The 19,051-nt window shown below is 61.7% G+C and carries 16 protein-coding genes; 10 read left to right on the top strand and 6 right to left on the bottom strand.

The window, feature by feature from the left end; all coding sequences use genetic code 11:
* Positions 1 to 21 precede the first annotated feature (21 nt).
* The 3 genes from L2Y97_RS12320 to L2Y97_RS12310 all read right to left on the bottom strand — a co-directional run bounded on the left by L2Y97_RS12320 (position 22) and on the right by L2Y97_RS12310 (position 2,618).
* The gene (locus tag L2Y97_RS12320; protein WP_247426820.1) at positions 22 to 1,047 is read right to left on the bottom strand and encodes an HlyD family efflux transporter periplasmic adaptor subunit; all 1,026 of its coding nucleotides are present in this window, start codon (positions 1,045 to 1,047) and stop codon (positions 22 to 24) included.
* Entirely contained in the window at positions 1,044 to 1,250 is a 207-nt protein-coding gene (locus L2Y97_RS12315) for a YtcA family lipoprotein (RefSeq protein ID WP_247426819.1), read from the bottom strand. Before L2Y97_RS12315 ends, L2Y97_RS12320 begins: the two co-directional genes overlap by 4 nt.
* 99 nt (positions 1,251 to 1,349) lie before the next feature.
* Positions 1,350 to 2,618: a PucR family transcriptional regulator gene (locus L2Y97_RS12310; protein WP_247426817.1), complete on the bottom strand. Its 1,269-nt coding sequence runs from the start codon at positions 2,616 to 2,618 to the stop codon at positions 1,350 to 1,352.
* A gap of 155 nt (positions 2,619 to 2,773) precedes the next feature.
* Between L2Y97_RS12310 and L2Y97_RS12305 the strand changes: the two genes are divergently transcribed.
* The 8 genes from L2Y97_RS12305 (at position 2,774) to L2Y97_RS12270 (ending at position 14,217) form a co-directional block, all read left to right on the top strand.
* Complete coding sequence (locus tag L2Y97_RS12305) at positions 2,774 to 4,036, top strand: PucR family transcriptional regulator (protein WP_247426815.1); 1,263 nt, start codon at positions 2,774 to 2,776, stop codon at positions 4,034 to 4,036.
* Entirely contained in the window at positions 4,036 to 4,500 is a 465-nt protein-coding gene (locus L2Y97_RS12300) for a LysR substrate-binding domain-containing protein (RefSeq protein WP_343218371.1), read from the top strand. The genes L2Y97_RS12305 and L2Y97_RS12300 overlap by 1 nt, the downstream gene beginning before the upstream one ends.
* Positions 4,383 to 4,727: a LysR substrate-binding domain-containing protein gene (locus tag L2Y97_RS12295; RefSeq protein ID WP_343218370.1), complete on the top strand. Its 345-nt coding sequence runs from the start codon at positions 4,383 to 4,385 to the stop codon at positions 4,725 to 4,727. Before L2Y97_RS12300 ends, L2Y97_RS12295 begins: the two co-directional genes overlap by 118 nt.
* A gap of 589 nt (positions 4,728 to 5,316) precedes the next feature.
* Positions 5,317 to 10,617 carry a hypothetical protein gene (locus tag L2Y97_RS12290; RefSeq protein WP_247426813.1) on the top strand — a complete coding sequence of 1,767 codons (5,301 nt, stop codon included), beginning with the start codon at positions 5,317 to 5,319 and terminating at the stop codon, positions 10,615 to 10,617.
* A gap of 8 nt (positions 10,618 to 10,625) precedes the next feature.
* Complete coding sequence (locus L2Y97_RS12285; RefSeq protein WP_247426811.1) at positions 10,626 to 11,711, top strand: RHS repeat domain-containing protein; 1,086 nt, start codon at positions 10,626 to 10,628, stop codon at positions 11,709 to 11,711.
* A gap of 1 nt (position 11,712) precedes the next feature.
* Positions 11,713 to 12,195: a hypothetical protein gene (locus tag L2Y97_RS12280; protein ID WP_247426810.1), complete on the top strand. Its 483-nt coding sequence runs from the start codon at positions 11,713 to 11,715 to the stop codon at positions 12,193 to 12,195.
* Between the two features lie 595 nt (positions 12,196 to 12,790).
* Positions 12,791 to 13,345 carry a hypothetical protein gene (locus L2Y97_RS12275; RefSeq protein ID WP_247426809.1) on the top strand — a complete coding sequence of 185 codons (555 nt, stop codon included), beginning with the start codon at positions 12,791 to 12,793 and terminating at the stop codon, positions 13,343 to 13,345.
* A gap of 119 nt (positions 13,346 to 13,464) precedes the next feature.
* On the top strand, positions 13,465 to 14,217 hold the full coding sequence (locus L2Y97_RS12270) for a DUF6348 family protein (RefSeq protein WP_247426807.1): 753 nt from the start codon (positions 13,465 to 13,467) through the stop codon (positions 14,215 to 14,217).
* A 26-nt stretch (positions 14,218 to 14,243) separates the two neighbouring features.
* Here the strand turns inward: L2Y97_RS12270 and L2Y97_RS12265 are convergent, their stop codons facing one another.
* Together L2Y97_RS12265 and L2Y97_RS12260 are read right to left on the bottom strand one after the other, a co-directional pair.
* Positions 14,244 to 14,861 carry a hypothetical protein gene (locus L2Y97_RS12265; protein ID WP_247426806.1) on the bottom strand — a complete coding sequence of 206 codons (618 nt, stop codon included), beginning with the start codon at positions 14,859 to 14,861 and terminating at the stop codon, positions 14,244 to 14,246.
* Positions 14,862 to 14,938: 77 nt separating this feature from the next.
* Complete coding sequence (locus L2Y97_RS12260) at positions 14,939 to 15,505, bottom strand: hypothetical protein (protein WP_247426804.1); 567 nt, start codon at positions 15,503 to 15,505, stop codon at positions 14,939 to 14,941.
* A 729-nt stretch (positions 15,506 to 16,234) separates the two neighbouring features.
* Between L2Y97_RS12260 and L2Y97_RS12255 the strand changes: the two genes are divergently transcribed.
* On the top strand, positions 16,235 to 16,525 hold the full coding sequence (locus L2Y97_RS12255; protein ID WP_247426802.1) for a hypothetical protein: 291 nt from the start codon (positions 16,235 to 16,237) through the stop codon (positions 16,523 to 16,525).
* 128 nt (positions 16,526 to 16,653) lie between these two features.
* On the opposite strand, the gene L2Y97_RS12250 is transcribed toward L2Y97_RS12255, so the two are convergent.
* Positions 16,654 to 17,232: a hypothetical protein gene (locus L2Y97_RS12250; protein WP_247426799.1), complete on the bottom strand. Its 579-nt coding sequence runs from the start codon at positions 17,230 to 17,232 to the stop codon at positions 16,654 to 16,656.
* 186 nt (positions 17,233 to 17,418) lie between these two features.
* Between L2Y97_RS12250 and L2Y97_RS12245 the strand changes: the two genes are divergently transcribed.
* On the top strand, positions 17,419 to 18,918 hold the full coding sequence (locus L2Y97_RS12245) for a GGDEF domain-containing protein (RefSeq protein WP_247426797.1): 1,500 nt from the start codon (positions 17,419 to 17,421) through the stop codon (positions 18,916 to 18,918).
* Positions 18,919 to 19,051: the final 133 nt, after the last annotated feature.

The raw sequence follows: 19,051 nt of genomic DNA, 5'->3' as shown, positions 1-19,051 counted from the left end.
GCCAACCATGGCGTGCGTGCGTCAGTGGCCACCCTGCCTCCGGACGACAACGGTGACCGTGGCCCCCACGCGCATGAGGTCCGCGGGTGGATGATCGAGTTCGATGCGAACGGGATAGCGCTGCGCGATGACCACCCATTTCAGGGAGCGCTCGACCGACGGGAGCCCCGGACCGTCAGAGGCCTCGCTGCGCACGCCGTGGCCCAGGCTGATGACGTGGCCCGGCAAAGCGCGGGTCGTATCGCCGATGACCCACACGGAGGCCTCGTCGCCAGGTGCGATGTGGGGCAGGTCGGTTTCGCGAAAGTCCGCGATCGCATACCAGCGGCGCGAATCGATCAGTGTGAAGAGGGGATGGCCGGCGGATGCGAAGGTACCTTCGGCGAGGGCCAGGCCGGTCACGATGCCGTCGAACGGTGCGCGAATGGTGGTCAGGCGCAGGTCGCGTTCGGCCAGCTGCAGGGACGAGCGGGCGCCATCGAGCTGCGCCTCAAGGCTCAGCGTGTCGCCAACGCCTGATCGCGCCTGGTCGGCTTGCTGGATGGCCGCATTGAGCGCGGCTGCAGCTGAGCGCTGGTTGGCGTCCGCTTCATCCATCTTCTGACGGGTGACAAAGCCAGGACCCACCAGTGGCGCGAGGCGCCGGACCGTCTCGTCGGCGAGCTGGAGTTGGGTACGCGCGCGGGTGATGTTCGTGGCCGCCGCGTCCGCCCCCGAGCCCTGGGCCCGCACCTGGCGGGTGCCAACGCCCAGTTGAGCTTCGAGGGCGGCGACCTGCGCACGCGCCTGGCGCACCCGGAGCTCAAACGGTTCGGGGTCGATCTGCGCAAGCGGTTCCCCTGCGTGAACGCGTTGGTTCTCGTGGACGAGGAGGGCGGACAGGCGTCCCGTGACCTCGGGGGCGACGGCGGTGCTCTCGGCGTATAGCGAGGCGACATGCGTACGTGGCCGCGCCGCGAGCCGGCTTAAGACGAGTCCAAACAGCGCTAGCACAAGCACGATGGCGATGATCGTCGCGGCCCAGCCGGCGCGGTGTCCTGCCTTCATGCCAGGCATGCGAGATACGCGCCGAAAACGAAGATGCCCGCGCATGCGGCATAGAAGAGGACGGGAACGGGCAGGGCCTCATGCCACTTCGTCAGCGTGCAAACCAGTCGCACCACCAGCGCAAACACGATGCCCAGGACGACGAGCAGCAGCCAGGTGGGGAAGAAGGATCCGAAAACCGAAATCGTGGGGGAAAGCGTCATGGGGAACCTGCAGTGCGGTATCGGCAGGTTTTAAAGCGGCTAGAGGCTCCTTTCCATTGTGCAAACACACAGCCAGCGTGATGTTTTGCACAGGGAGGCTCAGGCGTCCGGCGGCTGGCTCCCTTGCGTGGAGGGGGTGCTGCCGGTACGCAGCGCGAGCGCAACCTGCAGGCGAGCAAGCCAGGTGGCGTCTGCGAGCGAGGCGCCCAGGATGTCCTCCATGCGCGAGAGACGGTAGTTCAGCGTGTTGGTGTGGATCTCCAGGCGCTCGGCGGTCCGTTTCCGATGTTGCCCCTCATGCAGGAACGTTGAAAGCGTCAACAAGAGATCCGGATCGTGAGACAGGCGCTCGACGACCGCGTCCAGGTATCGGAGCGCAGCTGGGGAGCGCATCACGCTTTCGTTGAGGACGATATCCGCATAGGGGAAGATCGCCTGGTGGTGGTCGCCCGGTGCGCCGGCCTGCAACGCGCGCGATGCCTCCGCCAGGCTCTCTGCCCAGCCGTGGGGTCCGGTGTTTGTCAGGCCGATGCCGACACGCCGGATCCCAGGCAGCGTCTTATGGATCAGCATGGCGCGCCGGCGCATGGATCGATCGGCCGCGAGAACGGAATCGCCGCGCAGCGCGGGCATCCAGAACACGAGCCGGTCGCGATACAGGGCCCGCACCACTGCATCCGCGGGCAACTCCACCGCCCGGGATGCCGCGAGTACGAGGCGATCGAGTTCACCTTCGAGATGCGCCGGCGAGGTATCGGGGAGCGGCATGTCCAGCACAAGGCATGTGTAAGGGGCCGTCGGCTCGATACCCAATGCCTCCGCAGCGCGCCGGAACGCCACCTCATCATCGGGAAAGCTCAGGATCACGTTGAGCAGCTGGTGGCGTGATGCGTCACGCCAGCGTGCGCGCTGGAACTGCTCGTCCAGGTAGGCCGACGCGATGCGTTGGGCTAGATCGTCGAAGTAGTCGAGCAGGTACACAGAAAACACATCGAGGAGTGCATGGCGATCCTCCGCATGGCTGGTTGCATGGAGCAGTTCGACCCACAGCTCCCGGGATCCCAGCCGGCAGGCATGCAGCACCGCGCCGAGGCTCACGCCCTGGTGTACGCGGCGCCTTGCGCATGCGTCGACGGTGGCCCAGTCGGCCTCCGTGGGCGGCAAGCCGTCGAGCACCGTACGGAACCACAGGCTGGCCGAGAAATGCATGAACTCGCGCACATCTTGTTTCACGTGCGCAGAAAGCGCGGCATAGCCTGGCTCGGTCGATTCGAGCCGCTCGTTCAGTCGGGCAACGATGTGTGAGGGGTCCCGGGCGAGCTGCTGTCCGAGGTCGATGAGGCGGCCGTGCAGGCGGGGAATGGTCATACAGGTCATTGTCCTTCATCGCGGCAGGCGAGGGCGATCGGTAGAGGCGACGGCGCACGGTGGATATCCACAACGGATACCGCGTTTTTGACAATGGGGATTGTGCGGATGCGCTGCTACAACCATGGCGGGTCGGGTAGTGCAACGGAGCGCGTGTGGCAAAGGTGCTGTGCATCCCGTTACTGGATGCGAGATTGAGGGCGGCAACGGAAGGTCTGGCGCGAGAGCAGGGGGCGATCGTGGATGCGGTCCACCAGGCGATCGTCGCATCGAATAGTGACTACGCGGACTTGCCGCGGGGGGTGGGGGCTGACGTACTAGGCAATATCAGCCGTACCGTCGCAATCTGGTTCAAGACGCTCCTGACCGGCTGCGGGCCGAATGAGGAGGACATAAACGCAGTCGCCGAGAGCGGGCGCCAGCGGGCACATCAGGGGATGCCCTTGCCATCCGTCCTCGCGGCGGTCCGGGTCGGCTCACAGGAACTCTGGCGGAGCATGCTTGCGGGGCTGGCTGATGATGTCGAACTGCGCGATGGGCTCCTGTACGCCGTTTCTCCCTACCTGCTCGAGCACTTCGATGCCGTGGCGCAAACCATGAGTTCTGCGTATCTCGATGAGCAGTACCGGCGCACGCGGGGACGGGAAACGCTGTGTCGTGAGCTGGTGGGCCTTGTGCTCGGGGCGCCGGGCGACTCGGCGGCTTTCCTGCGTGTGTGCGAGGCGCTGGGCATCGACGCAACCATCCCCAGGGCCGCCCTGGTGATGGATGTGTCACTGCCGGATGTGTTCCCATCCCGGACAGATATCTTGCTGGGCCAGATCGTCATTGGAATTGCCCGTCAGCTGAAGATGGCCAGCGACGAACTTGTGTACATGATGCTCAGGGACAAACTGGTGGTGTGGGTCCCCACGCACCGAGGCGACTCCGTCCTCTCGACGGAACGACAGCTGCTTGGCCTCGGGCACGGCATCGTCAGGACTGTGCCCGAGGTCACGTCGATCGGCGTGGGCTTGTCGAGTGCGGGTGCCTCGGGCTGGGCGGATTCCGCCGACGAGGGATTCAAGGCACTGGATGCGGGCTTGCGGAGCGGACGCGACGGCCTCGTCCATCCCTATTCTGAGATTGCAGTGACCGACGGTGTGCTCCGTGCACCGAACGTGCTGCGATACCTCAACGTGCTACTCGAACGTCTCACGCTGGAACCCGAGCTCCTCACGACACTATCGGCCTACTTTGATCAGGCCCAGCACCGACGACGGACGGCGGCGGCACTGGGGATCCACCCGAACACGCTCAATTACCGGCTGGACCGTGTCGAGAAGATTCTAGGTGCACGGCTTGATGAGGCTAGCTGGATCGCCCGTCTCGACGTGGCGATAAGGCTGTTTCGGCATAGCCATATTCTGCCCGGGTGATGTGCATGGGCACCGCTGGGGTCGGGACGCTAAGCTTAAGCCTGCCGAGGCGACGGGGTTGCTCCGAGTCGCTTGTCCCACGGCATTGGCGCACTCGTTTTTTGTTGCCTCATTTGCCCGATTTCCTGGCCCGGCACCCGGCAGTCTCGTTGGAACTGCAGATAAGCGACCGGTATGCCGGTTTGGTCGACGAGGGCGTCGAGGTGGCCATCCGCATTGGTCACCTCGAGGACAGCGCATTGCGCGCCCGACGCGTGGCGCTGTTCAAGCGCGTCTGTGTTGCAAGCCGGGATTATCTTGCCGTGCACGGTGCGCCCAAGACGCCGGACGATCTACGTTCGCATCAATGCGTGATCTATACGCTCTCCTCACCTCGGGCAGCACCTGGCGATTCAATGACACCGAGGTGCCAGTCTCCGGGCGCCTGCGGGTTAGTTCGCCTGAGGCGGTCCGTGATGCAGTGATGGCAGGTGTAGGCGTCGGCTATGGGCCGCAGTGGCTGTTCGCCGACGGGCTGAGAAGCGGTCATCTCGTAATGCTACTGACCGAAAACGAGGCCTCGCCTGTGCCAATTCAGGTGCTCTACATGGCCAACCGGCTGCTACCCAAGCGTGCATTGGTGTATATGGACTACATCGCCGCAGCGTTTGCCAAGGTTCCGGCTCTTAACGTTGGACCCGAGTCGCCCTGAGGACGGTCAGTGTACCTATAGCGGCCCGGTGGGGTCGTCGCGCCTGCGCATGTTGTCATTCTGGTACCGGCACCCACTTGGGGCACGCACGGACGATTAGTGTTGTGCGAGGAGGCCACATAAACGCAGGGCCACGGGTCTTGCGACATGGAAAGCGCGGTGGGGAAGTCAGTGGTTCATTGGACCGGACGGGCTAGCGCTACGGATCGTTGTCAATCCGTCGTGGAACGTACCGCGGACGCAGTCGAGAGGGCGGGGCTGGTTGTGCCCGGAGGAGCAGGACGGGAGACTGCGTAGGATTTCTCCGCACTAAGACGTAGGGGAATGCCTACAAGGGCTGTCTGCACTATTCACCATCCCTAGGATTGTCATGCAATTGCGAGCGGCGCGTGCGCGGACCGCAAGAAATTGCGATGCGTGAGCGTATTGCGCCCACCGGTTCTTGTCGCTTAGCGTTCTGCCGCGAGTCAGGGGTGGGGCGCGTTCTTGCGCATCGTGCACAACGAGCTAGCAGGAATTCCTCTGGCACAAGGGAACGCGGCCGGCAGGTCGCGAATGCGGTTCGGATCTCACTACAAGGTTTTCGCTGATGACTTCCCGCACTGGATGGTGGTGGTGTCTGGCTGTCGCGTGTCTCGCGTTTGCACCGGGCGTATTCGCCCAGACGGCAACGACCAATCCGGAAGACGAGTACAAGAAACTCGTGAAGGTTGACACCGAAATAAAGCCACTTGGCGAGAACCCCTTCGGGGAGTCCGTCAATGTGTTTGATGGCAGTCTGTCGTTCCACGTCGTCGACATCTCAATCCCGGGAACCGGACCGACTATTGAGATCGGCCGCACATTTCACGCCGATGGCGACAATTCCGTTCGCTGGTCGGATTCGGAGTTCGGCGATTGGGATATGGACTACCCGCGCCTTACGACGTTGACATCGAACCAGGGCACCATCATTCAAGGACCGAGCCAGATAGGTTGGCAGGTCAACTCGACAGCACGTACCGACCGATGCACGAACTTTGGTATCCCGCCTGATCAGCGCGTCGGGCGGCCGGGTTCCGACCCCTTGACCTCAGACGCGTGGTGGAACCAGGGCTACACCTTGCAGATCCCCGGCACCGCCGACCAGGACATGCTCCTTCGTGTCGCGACGTCGCCAGCCGCACCCACGGTGGATGGCCTGACCTACAAGGCTGTTTCCAAGGACGGCTGGCACCTCGGTTGCCTCGCATCGACCGCAAATGCTTCGGAGGGTGATGTCTACACGGGCGAAGCTTTCGAAGCTGTTGGCCCGGGTGGTCAGAAGTACATCCTCAACGAACTGTTCTACCGGCCAGCTCGTTCGTTCGGCATTGTTCGCAATCTCGGTGTCATGGCCGCGAGGCGGGTCGAAGACCGCTTTGGCAACTCGCTGACCTACAACTGGACCAATCGGCAGCTAACCAGCATCGTGGCCAGCGACGGCCGTACGGTGACCTTCGAGTACGCTGGCGACGGTAAGCACATCTCGAAAATCAACGTCGTCACCCAGGACGACGGAACGCGGAGCTGGACGTACGGCTATACGGCTGTGGACGGTGGCTCGCTCCTTTCCAGCGTCACGCTGCCCGACGGAAGCGCCTGGACCTACGACCTCTCCGGTCTGACCTTCGATGTGCAGTCGCCCGCGCCGTCGGGCAATTGCAAGGATGTCGTGGCCCAGCCGGATTCAACCCAGGTGGGCACCATCACGGGCCCGAGCGGCATCCAGGGCAGGTTCGAGGCGCACCCGGTCTTGCATGCGCGCTCGAACGTCGTTGAGGTCTGCGCGCACAGCACCGCCGGGACCCAGGCTGCGGAGTCCCGGCCAAGGTATACCAACAATCTCGCTTTGACCTCGAAGACCATCACTGGCACGGGTCTCGGTACGCAGACTTGGTCGTACCAGTACCCGCTGGCCTCGGCGAGTTGGCGCGCGCAGTGTCAGGCGTCGGGATGCGACATGACAAGCCAGTCGCTTGTCGTCGACCCATCGGGTAACACAACTCGCTACACGTTCTCCAGCAGCGGGGATGCCACGGAGGGCAAGCCGATAAGGACCGAATACTTCAAGGGCGGTGCGACCGGTATACCCGTGCGGACGGAGAGCTACCAGTACGCGTCGTCAACGGCCGGCCCCTGGCCTGTACGATATGGCGGCGGCTTCAACTATTTCGCCAACACCGAACGCCAGGAGCAGGAGGCTCCCCAGTCGCAAAAGGTCATCCTCCAGGACGGGGACACCTACACATGGCAGGCACTCCAGTTCGATGCGTTTGCACGGCCAAGCCTGACGCGGCGATTCAGCAGCATCGACCCATCGTTCAGTACGGATGAAGGTCACACGTTTCTCGACAATACCGACCGGAGCATCATCGGGCTCCCACTCCAGCAGACCCATCTCGTCAATGGCGTCTACGAAGTCGTCAGCCAGAACAACTACAACGACAACCTGATTCTTTCGTCTCGTGACCACTTCGGCCTGCGCGCAATGGACTATACGTTCAACGCGCAGGGCCAACTGGAGACCTTCAGGGACCCGCGCGGCAACGTCACCACATTGACGGGATACACGCTCGGAATACCGCACACCATTACCTTTCCTGACTACCCGGCACAGTTTCCGGAGGGTACGAAGGAAACCATCAACGTCAATGGATTCGGCGAAGTCTCATCGGTCACCGACCAGGCAGGAGCCACGACTTCCTACGGATACGACGCTATTGGTCGGATTGCCCGGATTGACTATCCCGCCGGTGGTTCGGTGGCATGGGCGCCGAAGATTTACAGCTATGTTTATAGTCAAGATGCCCTAGGCGTCGGCGGCAATCACTGGGTGCGCACCATCACGCAAGGCAACCGTACGGACCGCACTGATTTTGACGCGATGCTACGTCCGGTGCTCGAAGGGAAATCGGAGACGGGCACCGGCGCGCTCTATGTGTCCACGGGAACGGCGTACGACTGGAAGGGCCAGAAGACATTCGTGTCATACCCGGTCGACGGCCAGGTGCCGCTCGGGAACCTGACCACCGGCGTGACGACCGAATACGACCCCATCGGGCGCGTCATCAAGACAATTCAGGCGTCGGAGCTGACCAGCGCATATCCCAGTGGCCTGCAAACCTTTACGGATTACGTTTCGAGCGGCACGCGCCTGGTGACCGATCCCAAGGGCAACAAGGTCGCAACCGCGTTCCAGGGGTTCGATGAGCCCGATTCGGAGCACCCGGTCCGGGTGGATGCGGTCGACGCGCAGGGCAATCTCCTGTCGACCCAGACCGTCACGCGCGACACGTATGGCGATGTGCATGCGATTACCCAAGGCGGGAAGACCCGCTTGACCATGTACGACGCTCAGCACCGTGTCTGCCGTACCGATGAGCCAGAGACTGGTAGCGAGATGACCGCGTACGACGCGGCCGGCAACGTCGCCTGGACTGCGGCGGGTCAGGCGTCCGATGCAGTCGACCGCTGTGACCTCGACCTGGTCGCCGATGCGTCCAAGGTCAACCACTCGTACGACACCATGAATCGCCTGGTGGCCGAGACCTACCCGGCAGGTAGCGTCGCCTTGACGTTCGGTTACGACCTGCTGGGTAAGCCCGCTCAGGCGATCTCCAACACTGGTGCAGGCAACGCCAATAACCAGGGTGAGGTCATCTGGACGTTCGGCCGCAACAACCTCGGACTACTGACCGCTGAAATGCTGCAGGTCGACCACCTGAGTTGGTCGCTTGGCTATGGCTATGATGCCAACGGCATCCAGAGTTCGGTGCAGTATCCGGACGGCGAACTGGTGACATTCGCTCCAAACGCGCTCGGCCAGCCCACCTCGGCGGGTCGTTTCCTGAGTGGCGCCACCTACGGCCCCGACGGTCAAGTGAAGGCTTATACGCTCGGGAACGGCGCCACCTACACAGCCCACCCCAATACGCGCCAGTTGCTGACGGATTTTAGGTATGGCGCCACCTCGTCTGTCCTTGGTGAGCACCTCGACTACGACGCGGCCGGCAATATCACCCAGATCACCGACCAGACTGACGGAGCTGGCGGTCAGCGGACGCGTTCTTTCCAGTACGACGGCATGAATCGCCTGACGCGTTCCGATGCCGGTTTGTGGGGCACTGAGACGTACGCGTACGACGACGTAAACAACATCCTGAGCCTCGGAAACGCCGCGGGCGCGACCGCGACGTACGTGTACGACACTCGCAACCGGCTCGCGTCCATCACGGGGGCGGCTGGTCACACGTTTGAGTACGACGCACAGGGGAATGTGACCAAGCGCGATGGTCAGGCCATGGTGTTTGACCTTGCAAACCGTCTTTTGTCACTGACCAGCAAGGCCGATTACATGTACGACGCGGCCGGGCGGCGGGTCAAGAACGTCACGTCTGCAGGTGCGACCTACTACGCCTACAGCAGTGACGGCACGCTGATGTGGGAGTTCGACCCGACGAACGGTGAGGGCACGGATTACGTCCACCTAGGGAAGACTCTCGTCGCCAGCAGGAAGAATGTGCTGGCGCCCTATGGCACACCAACCGTCACCGTACCGACGTCTGCCCAGGCCAATGTGGCGTACACGGTGTCCTGGACGGCCGTGAATACCGCGACAGGCTACGACCTCCAGGAGCAGCCCGACGGGGGTGCCTGGTCGACGATTGCCACGGGCTCGGCGCGGACCCAATCGGTGATCCACGCCGCCGCTGGCACCTTCTATTACCAGGCGCGTGGCTGTAACACGACCGGGTGTGGTCCGTGGAGTGCTCAGGTGACGATTACAGTTGCGCCGCCTCCGTCCGCGCCCGCTGCGCCAGCGACCGCCACGGCCGTCTTGGCGGGGAACCAACAGTCTATTGCCGTGGCCTGGTCGGCCTCGGCTACTGCGACGTCGTACAACCTCCAGGAGAAAGTCGGGGCTGGTGTCTGGACGACGGTTTACATGGGACCTGCCACGACGTTCACCGTGTCGTCCAGTGCGGACGGTGCCTATGCCTTCCAAGTTGACGCTTGCAGCCAGTACGGATGCAGCGCGTGGACCGCGGGCAACACGCTGAGCCTCCAGCATACGCCGGCCGCACCGGGGTCCATCAACGTGCAGAGTCCCAGCAACGGCACGCTTGCCATCGGCTGGCCTACCGTCGCCTACGGTCAGACCTACGCGTTGGGGCGCAGCGCCGACGGAACCAACTTCACGGATGTCTACTATGGGGCAGCAGCCTCAACCACCCAATCCGTTAGCACGAGCGGCACCTACTGGTTTCGCGTCCGCGCATGTAACAGCACTAATGGCACGTTCTGTGGTGCCAACAGCCCATCGGCGACGTTCGCGGTGACCATCGCGCCGTCACAGTCCCCGGGCATCTCCGTACCGGCGACGAGCAACAACGGCTGCTACACCGTCAACTGGAGCGGCGTGGCGGGAGCGACGTCCTACATCATGCAGGAGCAGGTCAACGGTGGCGGGTTTACGACCATCGGCAATGACGGGTCTGGGGCCTTAGGTATCTGCGGTAAAGGTAACGGTACTTACGGCTACAGGGTTCAGGGCTGTAACGCCGGCGGCTGCGGTCCGTTCAGCGGGACAGCGACGGTCACGGTGGCGCTTGCTCCTCCAGCGCCGTCGGGAGTGCAGACGATCAAGACAACGGCCGGCGCAAACACCTACCGCTTCCTCGGGGTATGGGGTGCGGTCAGCGGGGCCACGCGGTACGAGGTATTGAGTGGAACGACGACTGTGTATACCGGAACGACGAACTCCTACACGTTGCAGAGCGGTACGACGAGCTTCCTTATGGGCACCTACTACGTGAGGGCATGCAATGCCTCGGGGTGCTCGGCGTACGTGCAGTTCCCCTCGGCATGAACCGGAGAATGACGATGATGAATCAAATGGGTCTTCTCCGTATTCTCGGTCGAATCGCCAATACGGAAGCTTGCATTAAGCGACTGCTGGCCGCCGGAAGCCGTGCGCTCCTATGGACCTTAGTGCTCGGCTTGAGCGTGGGTGTCTGCCGGGCGGAGACTGTAACGTATTACTACACCAACCCGCAGGGGACACCGCTGGCAACAGCGGACGCGGCCGGCAATATCCTGTCGACAGCTGACTACCGTCCTTATGGAGCCCAGGTGCTCGGGACGCCGGAGGCAGGGCCCGGATACACCGGCCACGTAAACGACCCGGATTCGGGTTTGGTTTACATGCAAGCGCGGTACTACGACCCTGTCGTGGGTAGGTTTATAAGCGTAGACCCCTTGGGGCCATCGGGCGGAAGTCTCTTCGGTTTTTCAAGCTACGGATATGCATCTGGTAATCCGATATCGCGGCTGGATCCGACAGGGATGGCCGACGATTGTGGTCCAGGTTGCAGGCAACTCCGTAAGTTGTCAGATGCAATGGGCTTTAGTGCCATTAGCGGGCCTGTCGGAGGAGGGGCGGGGCCGCTGGGTCAGACAACAGCCGGGTTGAACGCGCTGAACAGCGATCTTGAGAATGCGGGGGCATCCGAAGTTAGAAGTGCCTCCAATTTTGTGGATTCCGTTCCTGGCGCGGCTGCAACCGCCTGTGCGAGTGGTGCGGCATGTTCTGCGGGTGAATTGACGTTTGCGGCTGCAGATATTGTCCTTGCGGAAGTCGATCTACCCGAAATCATCGCCATCAACAAGTTGTTCTCGAATGGCATCCTTCGGGAAGGGAAGAGCTTGTCGACGATGTTGTTTAACATGTCCTATCGAGAGGGCGCGAATGCGAAGATTGCAACTGTGATTCGAGATATTGCGGGCAGGGGTGGACACATGTTCGAAAATGGCAATAAGCGAACTGCATACGAGGTCGTCAAGCGGATGCTAGGCGACAACCCCAGGCCGGCAAATCTACGGGCAGTTATAGGCGCAGCGGCCGACGGTCGACTTCAGACGACAGAAGCCATTCAGAAAGCTCTAGAAAAGGGAGGTAAATGAGGTGGATCCAAGTGCTGATCTAGAAGGGTCCCAGAACGATTGGTTGAAATCGGCCAGGCATGTCCTGGCGGCGAGCGCAATCGTAACGCGCGCGAGGGCGCTCGTCCTCATCAAGTTTGATGGTGAGCGGTGTAACGGTAAGCGCTACACCGTGGATATCGACGGCAATGGGAACGGGATCTTGGATTTCCGCCAAGAGACGAGCGATTTCGCTGGCGCGGTCTCGAAAGCATTTCCGTTGGAAACTGAGAGCGACGAAAGCGAGATCGCGATGTTGGCAGCGGTGCTCCAGAAATGGGATGCGTGGGCCAGAGATGGATTTGTACTGGGGCTGCAGATTTTTTGGAACGGCGAAGTGACGTTCTATTCAGTCTTTATTCTGGGAGAGCACGGCGTATTTGAGCGCATCGGTGTCAGGGGGAGTGCATTGCTGGACGTGATGCTCGAGAGTGCGCGGCAGTTTGAAGCGCGATTGGATGGGTAGCATCCATGCCTGTCTCAAGTAGGGGCGGCGGTTTGACGTTCCGGGAATTGCTCGTTGCCAGCACTTCCTCGGCACCCCGAAAAAAAGCCGCGCTGATGGGCGGCTTGTTCGACGCGACAGACGTGGTCCGAGAATGAGGCGGCGACGTCACCACGCGACCTGCAGCGATGCTGGACGCGTGGCCTCAAGGTGCCGCGTTTGACGCGACCATACCCAGGGTGGGGACAACGTCAAGGGGGCTGGAAGAGATGATTCGCCGGCTTGACAGATATAACCGGACAGATACGATCGCGGGACACATCCCGGTACACCCCGAAATGCCTGGAGGCGTTGGCGGAGAGTGCATCAGGCGGATCCCACTCTCTCCGCCTGTTCCTCCTCAAGCCTTGCCGTGCGTTTGACTAGCTCCGCACACGCTTTCGGAAGTTCGCGATGGCAGAGTCGGTCAGTTCGGACCTCCAATCTGGCGAGAATGCGCGACAACAGAGGCGACTGGCCCACTCTTGATCAGCGGAGACATTCAGATGAGCATCGATCAAGATGATCGTCAACGATACTTCGGCGACACTGCCAGTTCGTTCTTCGGGTCCATCCAATGAATGTTTTAGTGTTGGCGCTGGCAGCATGCAGTGCCCTGTGTTGTTTGCCCATTCACTCGATCGGTGAGCTTCGCACGCCTATAAAGTATGTCGACGGCCAACAGGGTTACTTCATTGGCATCGAGAAAAACACGTTTGTGATAGGTACGGCCATCGACCAGGTGCGTAGCCCGGCGAACGACATGTCCCAGGTGTCGGGATCAGTGCGCAACTGCTCATCTCGCGCGATCAAATGCCGTTCGATAGCGTATCTCGTCTTCGCCGTTCCAAGAGAGCAGGCAGAAGATGCTGAGTATCTGGATGGCCCCAAAATCACTCTGGCGCGCCTCCAGAATGGCGGCTGGCACGGAACCGCCACGTGTTCGTCGCTCACTAATACAGGTTGTTCCCCTCATGTCGACATGGGTAAGCCGGTTGTGGAATACGAATATGAGATCGATCCCGCTGGCACCCTCACGTCGCTGAAAGTCAGGAATTGGAACGGCAAAGGCGAGATGTCGAGTACTCAGAGCCTGGTTCTGACGAGCAAGGTTGGGCTGAAGCTTGATTGATGGTCGAGGTTGAAGCGTAGAGCCGTGCTACCGTTACGGCGGCCGCGAGGGGGCTTTACGATAGCGGTGGACTCTTCGGTCGCGACCTTATAGCCGCCGGAACATATGGAGGAAGCGCGATGGATTGGCTACAGCGCCTCACTGGCAAGCCTGCGAAACACAAACCCAAGACCACCGAATCCCCGGTTCTGATCGGAAACCCAGCAGAGATGTTGGCGAACGCGCTAACCCAGCACGGCGTAGAGGTCGGTCGTACGGGCGACATCCTCTGGTTGCCAGGCGACCTTGGCCTGAAGGGTTTCATCCACGACTTGCCATCGTCGAATCCAGGCACCCACCTGGTTGCGTTCGAGCTCGTTGCCGCCAGCCCACTCACGAGTAATGGCCCAATTTACTCGAGCATGTTCGGTCACGGCGATTCACGCGAAAAGGCCGTAGCCAACAGCTTCGTCAAGACGATGATTGGCCCGCTCCACGTCATGTTGGAGTCCTTATCCAACCACGTGTGCGACCCGCCCCAGGCCGCCATAGAGGCCTGGGCGTCGGCGACAGCAGGCTGGAAGGTCTTCGAAGGGCAGGTGATCACCGAGGAATCCGAAGGATCAACGCATTCGCTCAGCTCGATCTACCGGGAGCATGGCTGGCCGGCACTTCGCCGGATGTTCGAAGCAATGCAAAGCCGCGGGCCTCACGCCATTAGCGTCTCGCTCGTCAGCTTCAAAGGGGAGGTGAGTGGCATCGATATCCTGCTGGACAACGAGCCCTGGCTCGAAGCTATCGAGCACTTCCGAACCCTCCCGTGGCAGGCAGGACCGGGCTATGAATCCGCCCGGCATTTCGCCATTGCGCTGGAAAAGGATGCAGCACCGTGAGCCTCGCCGATCGGAGGGCGGGAAGCTCACCGTTGCGCGATGCGGAGCTGACGATCTGACGACATCGATTCGGAGACCCAGATGCTGCACTCCCGCGGATCAGGTTCCCATGCGCCGCCTTTCTTACGCATGATCGTGATACCGCCGGTGCCGCATAGTCCGCCGCATACGAAGCCATAGCTGAACACCGCTACGTCATGGCGTTCGTTGAAGGCGATCGCGGAGAAAGTGAGGAGCGCCGCTGACATGCCCGCCTTCACGGCGTCCTTGACCGGCTTTCCTTGTCCAATCAGCCGTTGCGGGTCGGTAGGGTGCCAGGTCGACCGATCAACGTAGTGGATGGACGGGTCCGGCCCGAGCACCTTGCTGAGGTCATCGATGCGCTCAGCGGGGCGCTTAATGATCGCTTCGATATCGGGGTGGCCCCCGCAACCGCCGTCGTCACCCTCGGGGTGCATCGGCTCAGCGACACGCGCCACGTTGACAGGGTCATGGCTCTTGCCCATCCAGTGATGCAGGAAGGCCTTATAGACGGCTGCTGCGTCCGTTGAAGTCGTTGCGTCTTGCGCGGTGACGCTCGCCGTCGTGCCCAGCGAGACAGCCGTACTGATCACTACATAGGCTATGAGCCTTGCTGTCTTCATGTCGTTTCCCCTTGGTGTGTGGCGAGCGAGCAGCGATCGAATACCTGAGTCTCAGCTGCAACACTCGCGCCGCATGATTATTCGCCGGTGTTGTAGTAGTTGTCTACGCGAACCGTGGTGGTGACGCCCTTGAATGCGGGCATCGGCTCGATGGTCGATATTTCGGCGACGTAATGCCCATCCCGCTTGGCGTAGAAGCCACAGGCCGATAGATTCGACTCGTAATCGAGCCCTGCATAGAGATGGAGTCGGCAGACCGTCGGATCCGCGCGGGGGCGTGGCTTACCGGTATTTCCGGCCATGATCGTTTCGGTATCTTCGGTCTCAATAGGTACCTGGGTGCCGTGGTCGTCGTAGACGATACGGACGCGGATCAGCCGGGTGTGGAGTCGGACGTCGTCCACTGCTGGAAAGTCCGGCGCATGCGGTACATCCACGCCGATCATTAGGTGCCGTTTCGCGTCCACATTGCCACTGTTGACGTCGAACGGGATCGTGATGCTGTTACCTGAGGCATCAAGCGCAAAAGCGGCTGGAGCCGGGAACGTGCTTGGCGCGCTAAGAGATTCGGGTATGGCGTGTGCCCCCGTTCCGATGGCCATGGTGAAGACGAATAGCAGGCCCGTAGCGGCACTGTTACGCATATCCGGCGATCTCTCTCCTTTGATTCCGAATAGATAGTCGCACACCCATCCGAATGGAGCGAGCCACGCCTACGCAGCTGATCAACGTTGTAAGTGCAAGTAGGCGGGTTTTCTTTGCATATCCATATCCGTGCGGTATCCGATGCCACCGGACACTGTTTTGCGTTCGATCAAGAACGCGCCGAATGGTAGGGCGTTAAGGTCGGACGGCCTACACACGATGTCCCAAGTTCCTACAGACATCATCAGCAAACATTTGCTACCGTCACCTCGTTGCCCGCGCGCGCTTCACCCCCGCCACGCAGGCAACCACCGCCCAAAGCGGTGAAAGTCGCGAGCCAGAGGTGTTACGAGCACCCCTGACCCGCTAACCGCAACCAACTAACGAAGAGTTGATTATGGCTACCCCTGACTATACGGCACTCGCTCGCCCGCCGAATCCCCCCGGCGACACCTCACCGGTCAACGGACCGCCTGCATAAGCCGCAGGCACGGTTGAAGAACCGCGGCGAGGCCTTCTTTTGAGGTAATTCTTGATCGAATGAGGCAGGCGAGACGCCTGGTGAACCTCATCGTTGGCCTTCGCCTCGAATACGTCATCAATCAAGCCACCCGGCGCCCGGTCACGGGCATCCGGTGAACCCGCGATCGTATGGTCCGTGGCATGGCAGGTCGTGTTGACTGCCGTGCCACGTTAGAACGCGGTGTGGCGATAAACGAGAGCGAGTGATGAGAGCAGTGAACGAAGCACGGATGCCCGAGCATGTAGAAGCCGACACCAGCGATGCGCAGGGCATACACGATCTGTTGAACGAAGCCACCATGTGGCTTCAATACTCCCGCGGCGTCACCGCGACACTGGCCGACCTGATCCACGAAGCCGACGAAGTTGACTGCCAGCAGCTCGCACTGTCGCTCGAGGCAATTGCAGCCATGACGCGGCTAGGGGTGCATCAGTTGAGCGAGGCGCGTGCCCAGGCCTATTGGGGCGCTGCAAGCGAAGTCCCGGATCGAACCTAAGCTCTGATCTGTATTCCGGAGGACACGTAAGCGTGGGGAAGGGCGACTTGTCCAAAATCGATTCTCTGCACGAGTGCGATGTCGCCATGTAGTGCTCGCCTGGATCGTGACCGATGCAATGCCCGCTCTCAGCGCCCCGGAATCGGAACCGACTCCGGGCGGCCAGATGGGCCCATGCGTAAGGGCCGTGTGGGAATACCGGCCCGTGGCTGCCTCCGCGTGTCAATGACGATACCCGCAAGGCATCGGCCCGTGCGCTGCGAAAGCGCGACAAATCTCCCCTGGATCGTCGCCGACCACCCTTGAGCAACGCCGATGGGTGTCCATTCCACATGCTCCATGCGGGTGAGATCCGCGCGCACCTTCGCAGCGTCGACGCACTGGCGCCCATCTACAGTGGCCACCAGGCGAACCACATCAGGTTTTTTGGCGTCCCACTCAGACACCAGATTGACCTCGAGCGTGACGTCGTCGGTGGTATGGAGCTGGATCGCGGCGTATCGCCAGCCCTTTGGCGTACGCTCGGCGCCGCCCGCGGTGCCGAACGCTTCTTGAATGCTCGACGCGTTCCCAGGAATAAGCATGACTGAGCGTGCCACGAAGTCCACCAGTGACATGGGCCTTGCTGCGGGCTGGAAGGCTAGTGACGAGGTTGACGTTACGGTCGCCGCAAGGAAGAAGCACACCATCAGGGTTCGCTGGCTCACGGGGTGACTCCCAAGGGGCTGTGATCGGGATGGACCGCCATTAGCGTGGCAAGCTCAAATAAGCGGGCTGAGGCAGGATGCCAGAACGGCGATCGTGTTTCGCCTTACGGAGACGTTCAAGGGCATCGTCAATATTCCCCCACCGTGGCACGATGAACCATCCGACTGAGCCGGAAGGGAGGGGCCATGGGGACGATGAGACGTTACGGGGGCTACGGCGTCCTCCTGCTTGCCATCCCGGTCATTGCCATGACCGTGCCGGAAATAGCCGGTCACGATCTTCCCGAACTCCCTTACTACCTCATGCTGCTCGCCGTACTGCTGGCCTGCGCGACGGCTGTAGGCTGCATGCGCTCGCCGGCATATGAGCGGCGCACGATGCTTTGTCTGGCCATTGGCCTGGGTTGTTGGGCTGCGGGAATGGCTAATGCGATTGCCAACTCGGGTACTGACGACAACGCCATCATCAATTACGTCTTCTTCGTGGCGTACGGCCTCCCTCTGCTTTATGCGGTTTCGGCAAACCGGGATGAACCGACGACGCCCGGGCGGCGAATCGTCGACGGGATTCTTTTTCTGCTTCTTGTCGTCCTCTGTTACCTCGGTGTCGAGGATCTTCAGGACGGCCGTGGCTTGCTCCGTCACGAGTATGTCGGGTGGGTCGCCGCAGCGTTCGATGTGGAGAATGTGTTCCTCTTTCTGGTCTTTTTCGTTCGCGCGATGGCCGCAGAGAGTGATGCCGAGTTTCGCTTCTTCCGCGTCACCGCGGTATTCCTTGGTGTATACGCCGCCGCCGCGGCGATCCACAACCACGACGTTCTCTACCCGCAGGCGCTATGGCTGCAGCGGGCAGCCGACACCTTGCCCGCCATCGCGTTCGTCTTGCTTGCGTGCCTGCTGCACGCCAACCGTACGCCACGGCCATTCAAGCCCCCGTATCGTCGGTGGGCACGATGGGCTGCGGCCGGGTTCGCCCCTGGTGTGTTGTTGGCTGCTGTATTCGCGATGAGCGTCGGTATTAGGGAATCACACGGCCTGGTCGGACGTGTCGCCCTGGCCCTGGCGATGCTCACGTACATTGTCCGAGTGGTCCAGACGCAGTTCTGGTTCGCGACAGCACGCGACCGTCTCAAGGAAGCGCTCTCGGCGGTCGAGCGCCTGTCGTTGCTCGATGAACTCACCGGTGTTCCGAACCGTCGTGCTTTCGAACACACGCTGGCTGCGCTCACCGGTGAGGCACAGCGGGATGGTCGGCCGCTGAGCGCGCTGATGATCGACGTCGACCTGTTCAAGACCTTCAACGATACGCTCGGCCATCCCGAGGGCGACGTGGCCCTGGTGGCGGTCGCACGCCTGCTGGCAGGCACGTTGCGTCGCCCGGCGGATTTCATTGCCCGCTATGGCGGGGAGGAATTCGTGGTTCTCCTACCGAACACGCCCATCCAGGGGGCCGAGGTGGTGGCGCGCCGCATGACGCGCGCCGTGTACGACGCAGCACTGGATTTTCCACATGGCATTGATGGCCGCGTGACCGTCAGCATTGGCATCGCTTTCGGCAATGCCCCTGATGGGGCGGCGTTGCTCCGGCAGGCGGACATGGCCCTTTACCAGGCGAAGCACGCGGGCCGTAACGGCCATGTTGCGCTCGATGGGGCCGTGGACCTTTCGGATCTCGGTTTCGCATAGGCGCAGAGCTATGCCGCCATCGCGACCGCTCACCGGCGGTGCGACAATCTTTCCCGGCGACGCCAAAGGCCCGCCAGACGGCGCGCTTCCGCCACTTCGGGGGCGAACCCGGCAAAGCTGCGACATTCCGGCA

It is taken from the genome of Luteibacter aegosomatissinici (assembly GCF_023078495.1).
Lineage (GTDB): Bacteria > Pseudomonadota > Gammaproteobacteria > Xanthomonadales > Rhodanobacteraceae > Luteibacter > Luteibacter aegosomatissinici.
This window is presented reverse-complemented; position numbering and strand designations above follow the sequence as displayed.

Excerpts from the sequence above, each read along its gene's own strand:
- L2Y97_RS12310 (WP_247426817.1), bottom strand. The coding sequence starts at position 2,618 with ATGACCATTCCCCGCCTGCACGGCCGCCTCATCGACCTCGGACAGCAG.
- L2Y97_RS12315 (WP_247426819.1), bottom strand. The coding sequence starts at position 1,250 with ATGACGCTTTCCCCCACGATTTCGGTTTTCGGATCCTTCTTCCCCACC.
- L2Y97_RS12265 (WP_247426806.1), bottom strand. The coding sequence starts at position 14,861 with ATGAAGACAGCAAGGCTCATAGCCTATGTAGTGATCAGTACGGCTGTC.
- L2Y97_RS12285 (WP_247426811.1), top strand. The coding sequence starts at position 10,626 with ATGACGATGATGAATCAAATGGGTCTTCTCCGTATTCTCGGTCGAATC.
- L2Y97_RS12260 (WP_247426804.1), bottom strand. The coding sequence starts at position 15,505 with ATGCGTAACAGTGCCGCTACGGGCCTGCTATTCGTCTTCACCATGGCC.
- L2Y97_RS12255 (WP_247426802.1), top strand. The coding sequence starts at position 16,235 with ATGAGAGCAGTGAACGAAGCACGGATGCCCGAGCATGTAGAAGCCGAC.
- L2Y97_RS12290 (WP_247426813.1), top strand. The coding sequence starts at position 5,317 with ATGACTTCCCGCACTGGATGGTGGTGGTGTCTGGCTGTCGCGTGTCTC.
- L2Y97_RS12270 (WP_247426807.1), top strand. The coding sequence starts at position 13,465 with ATGGATTGGCTACAGCGCCTCACTGGCAAGCCTGCGAAACACAAACCC.
- L2Y97_RS12245 (WP_247426797.1), top strand. The coding sequence starts at position 17,419 with ATGGGGACGATGAGACGTTACGGGGGCTACGGCGTCCTCCTGCTTGCC.
- L2Y97_RS12300 (WP_343218371.1), top strand. The coding sequence starts at position 4,036 with ATGTGCATGGGCACCGCTGGGGTCGGGACGCTAAGCTTAAGCCTGCCG.
- L2Y97_RS12295 (WP_343218370.1), top strand. The coding sequence starts at position 4,383 with ATGCGTGATCTATACGCTCTCCTCACCTCGGGCAGCACCTGGCGATTC.
- L2Y97_RS12320 (WP_247426820.1), bottom strand. The coding sequence starts at position 1,047 with ATGAAGGCAGGACACCGCGCCGGCTGGGCCGCGACGATCATCGCCATC.
- L2Y97_RS12275 (WP_247426809.1), top strand. The coding sequence starts at position 12,791 with ATGAATGTTTTAGTGTTGGCGCTGGCAGCATGCAGTGCCCTGTGTTGT.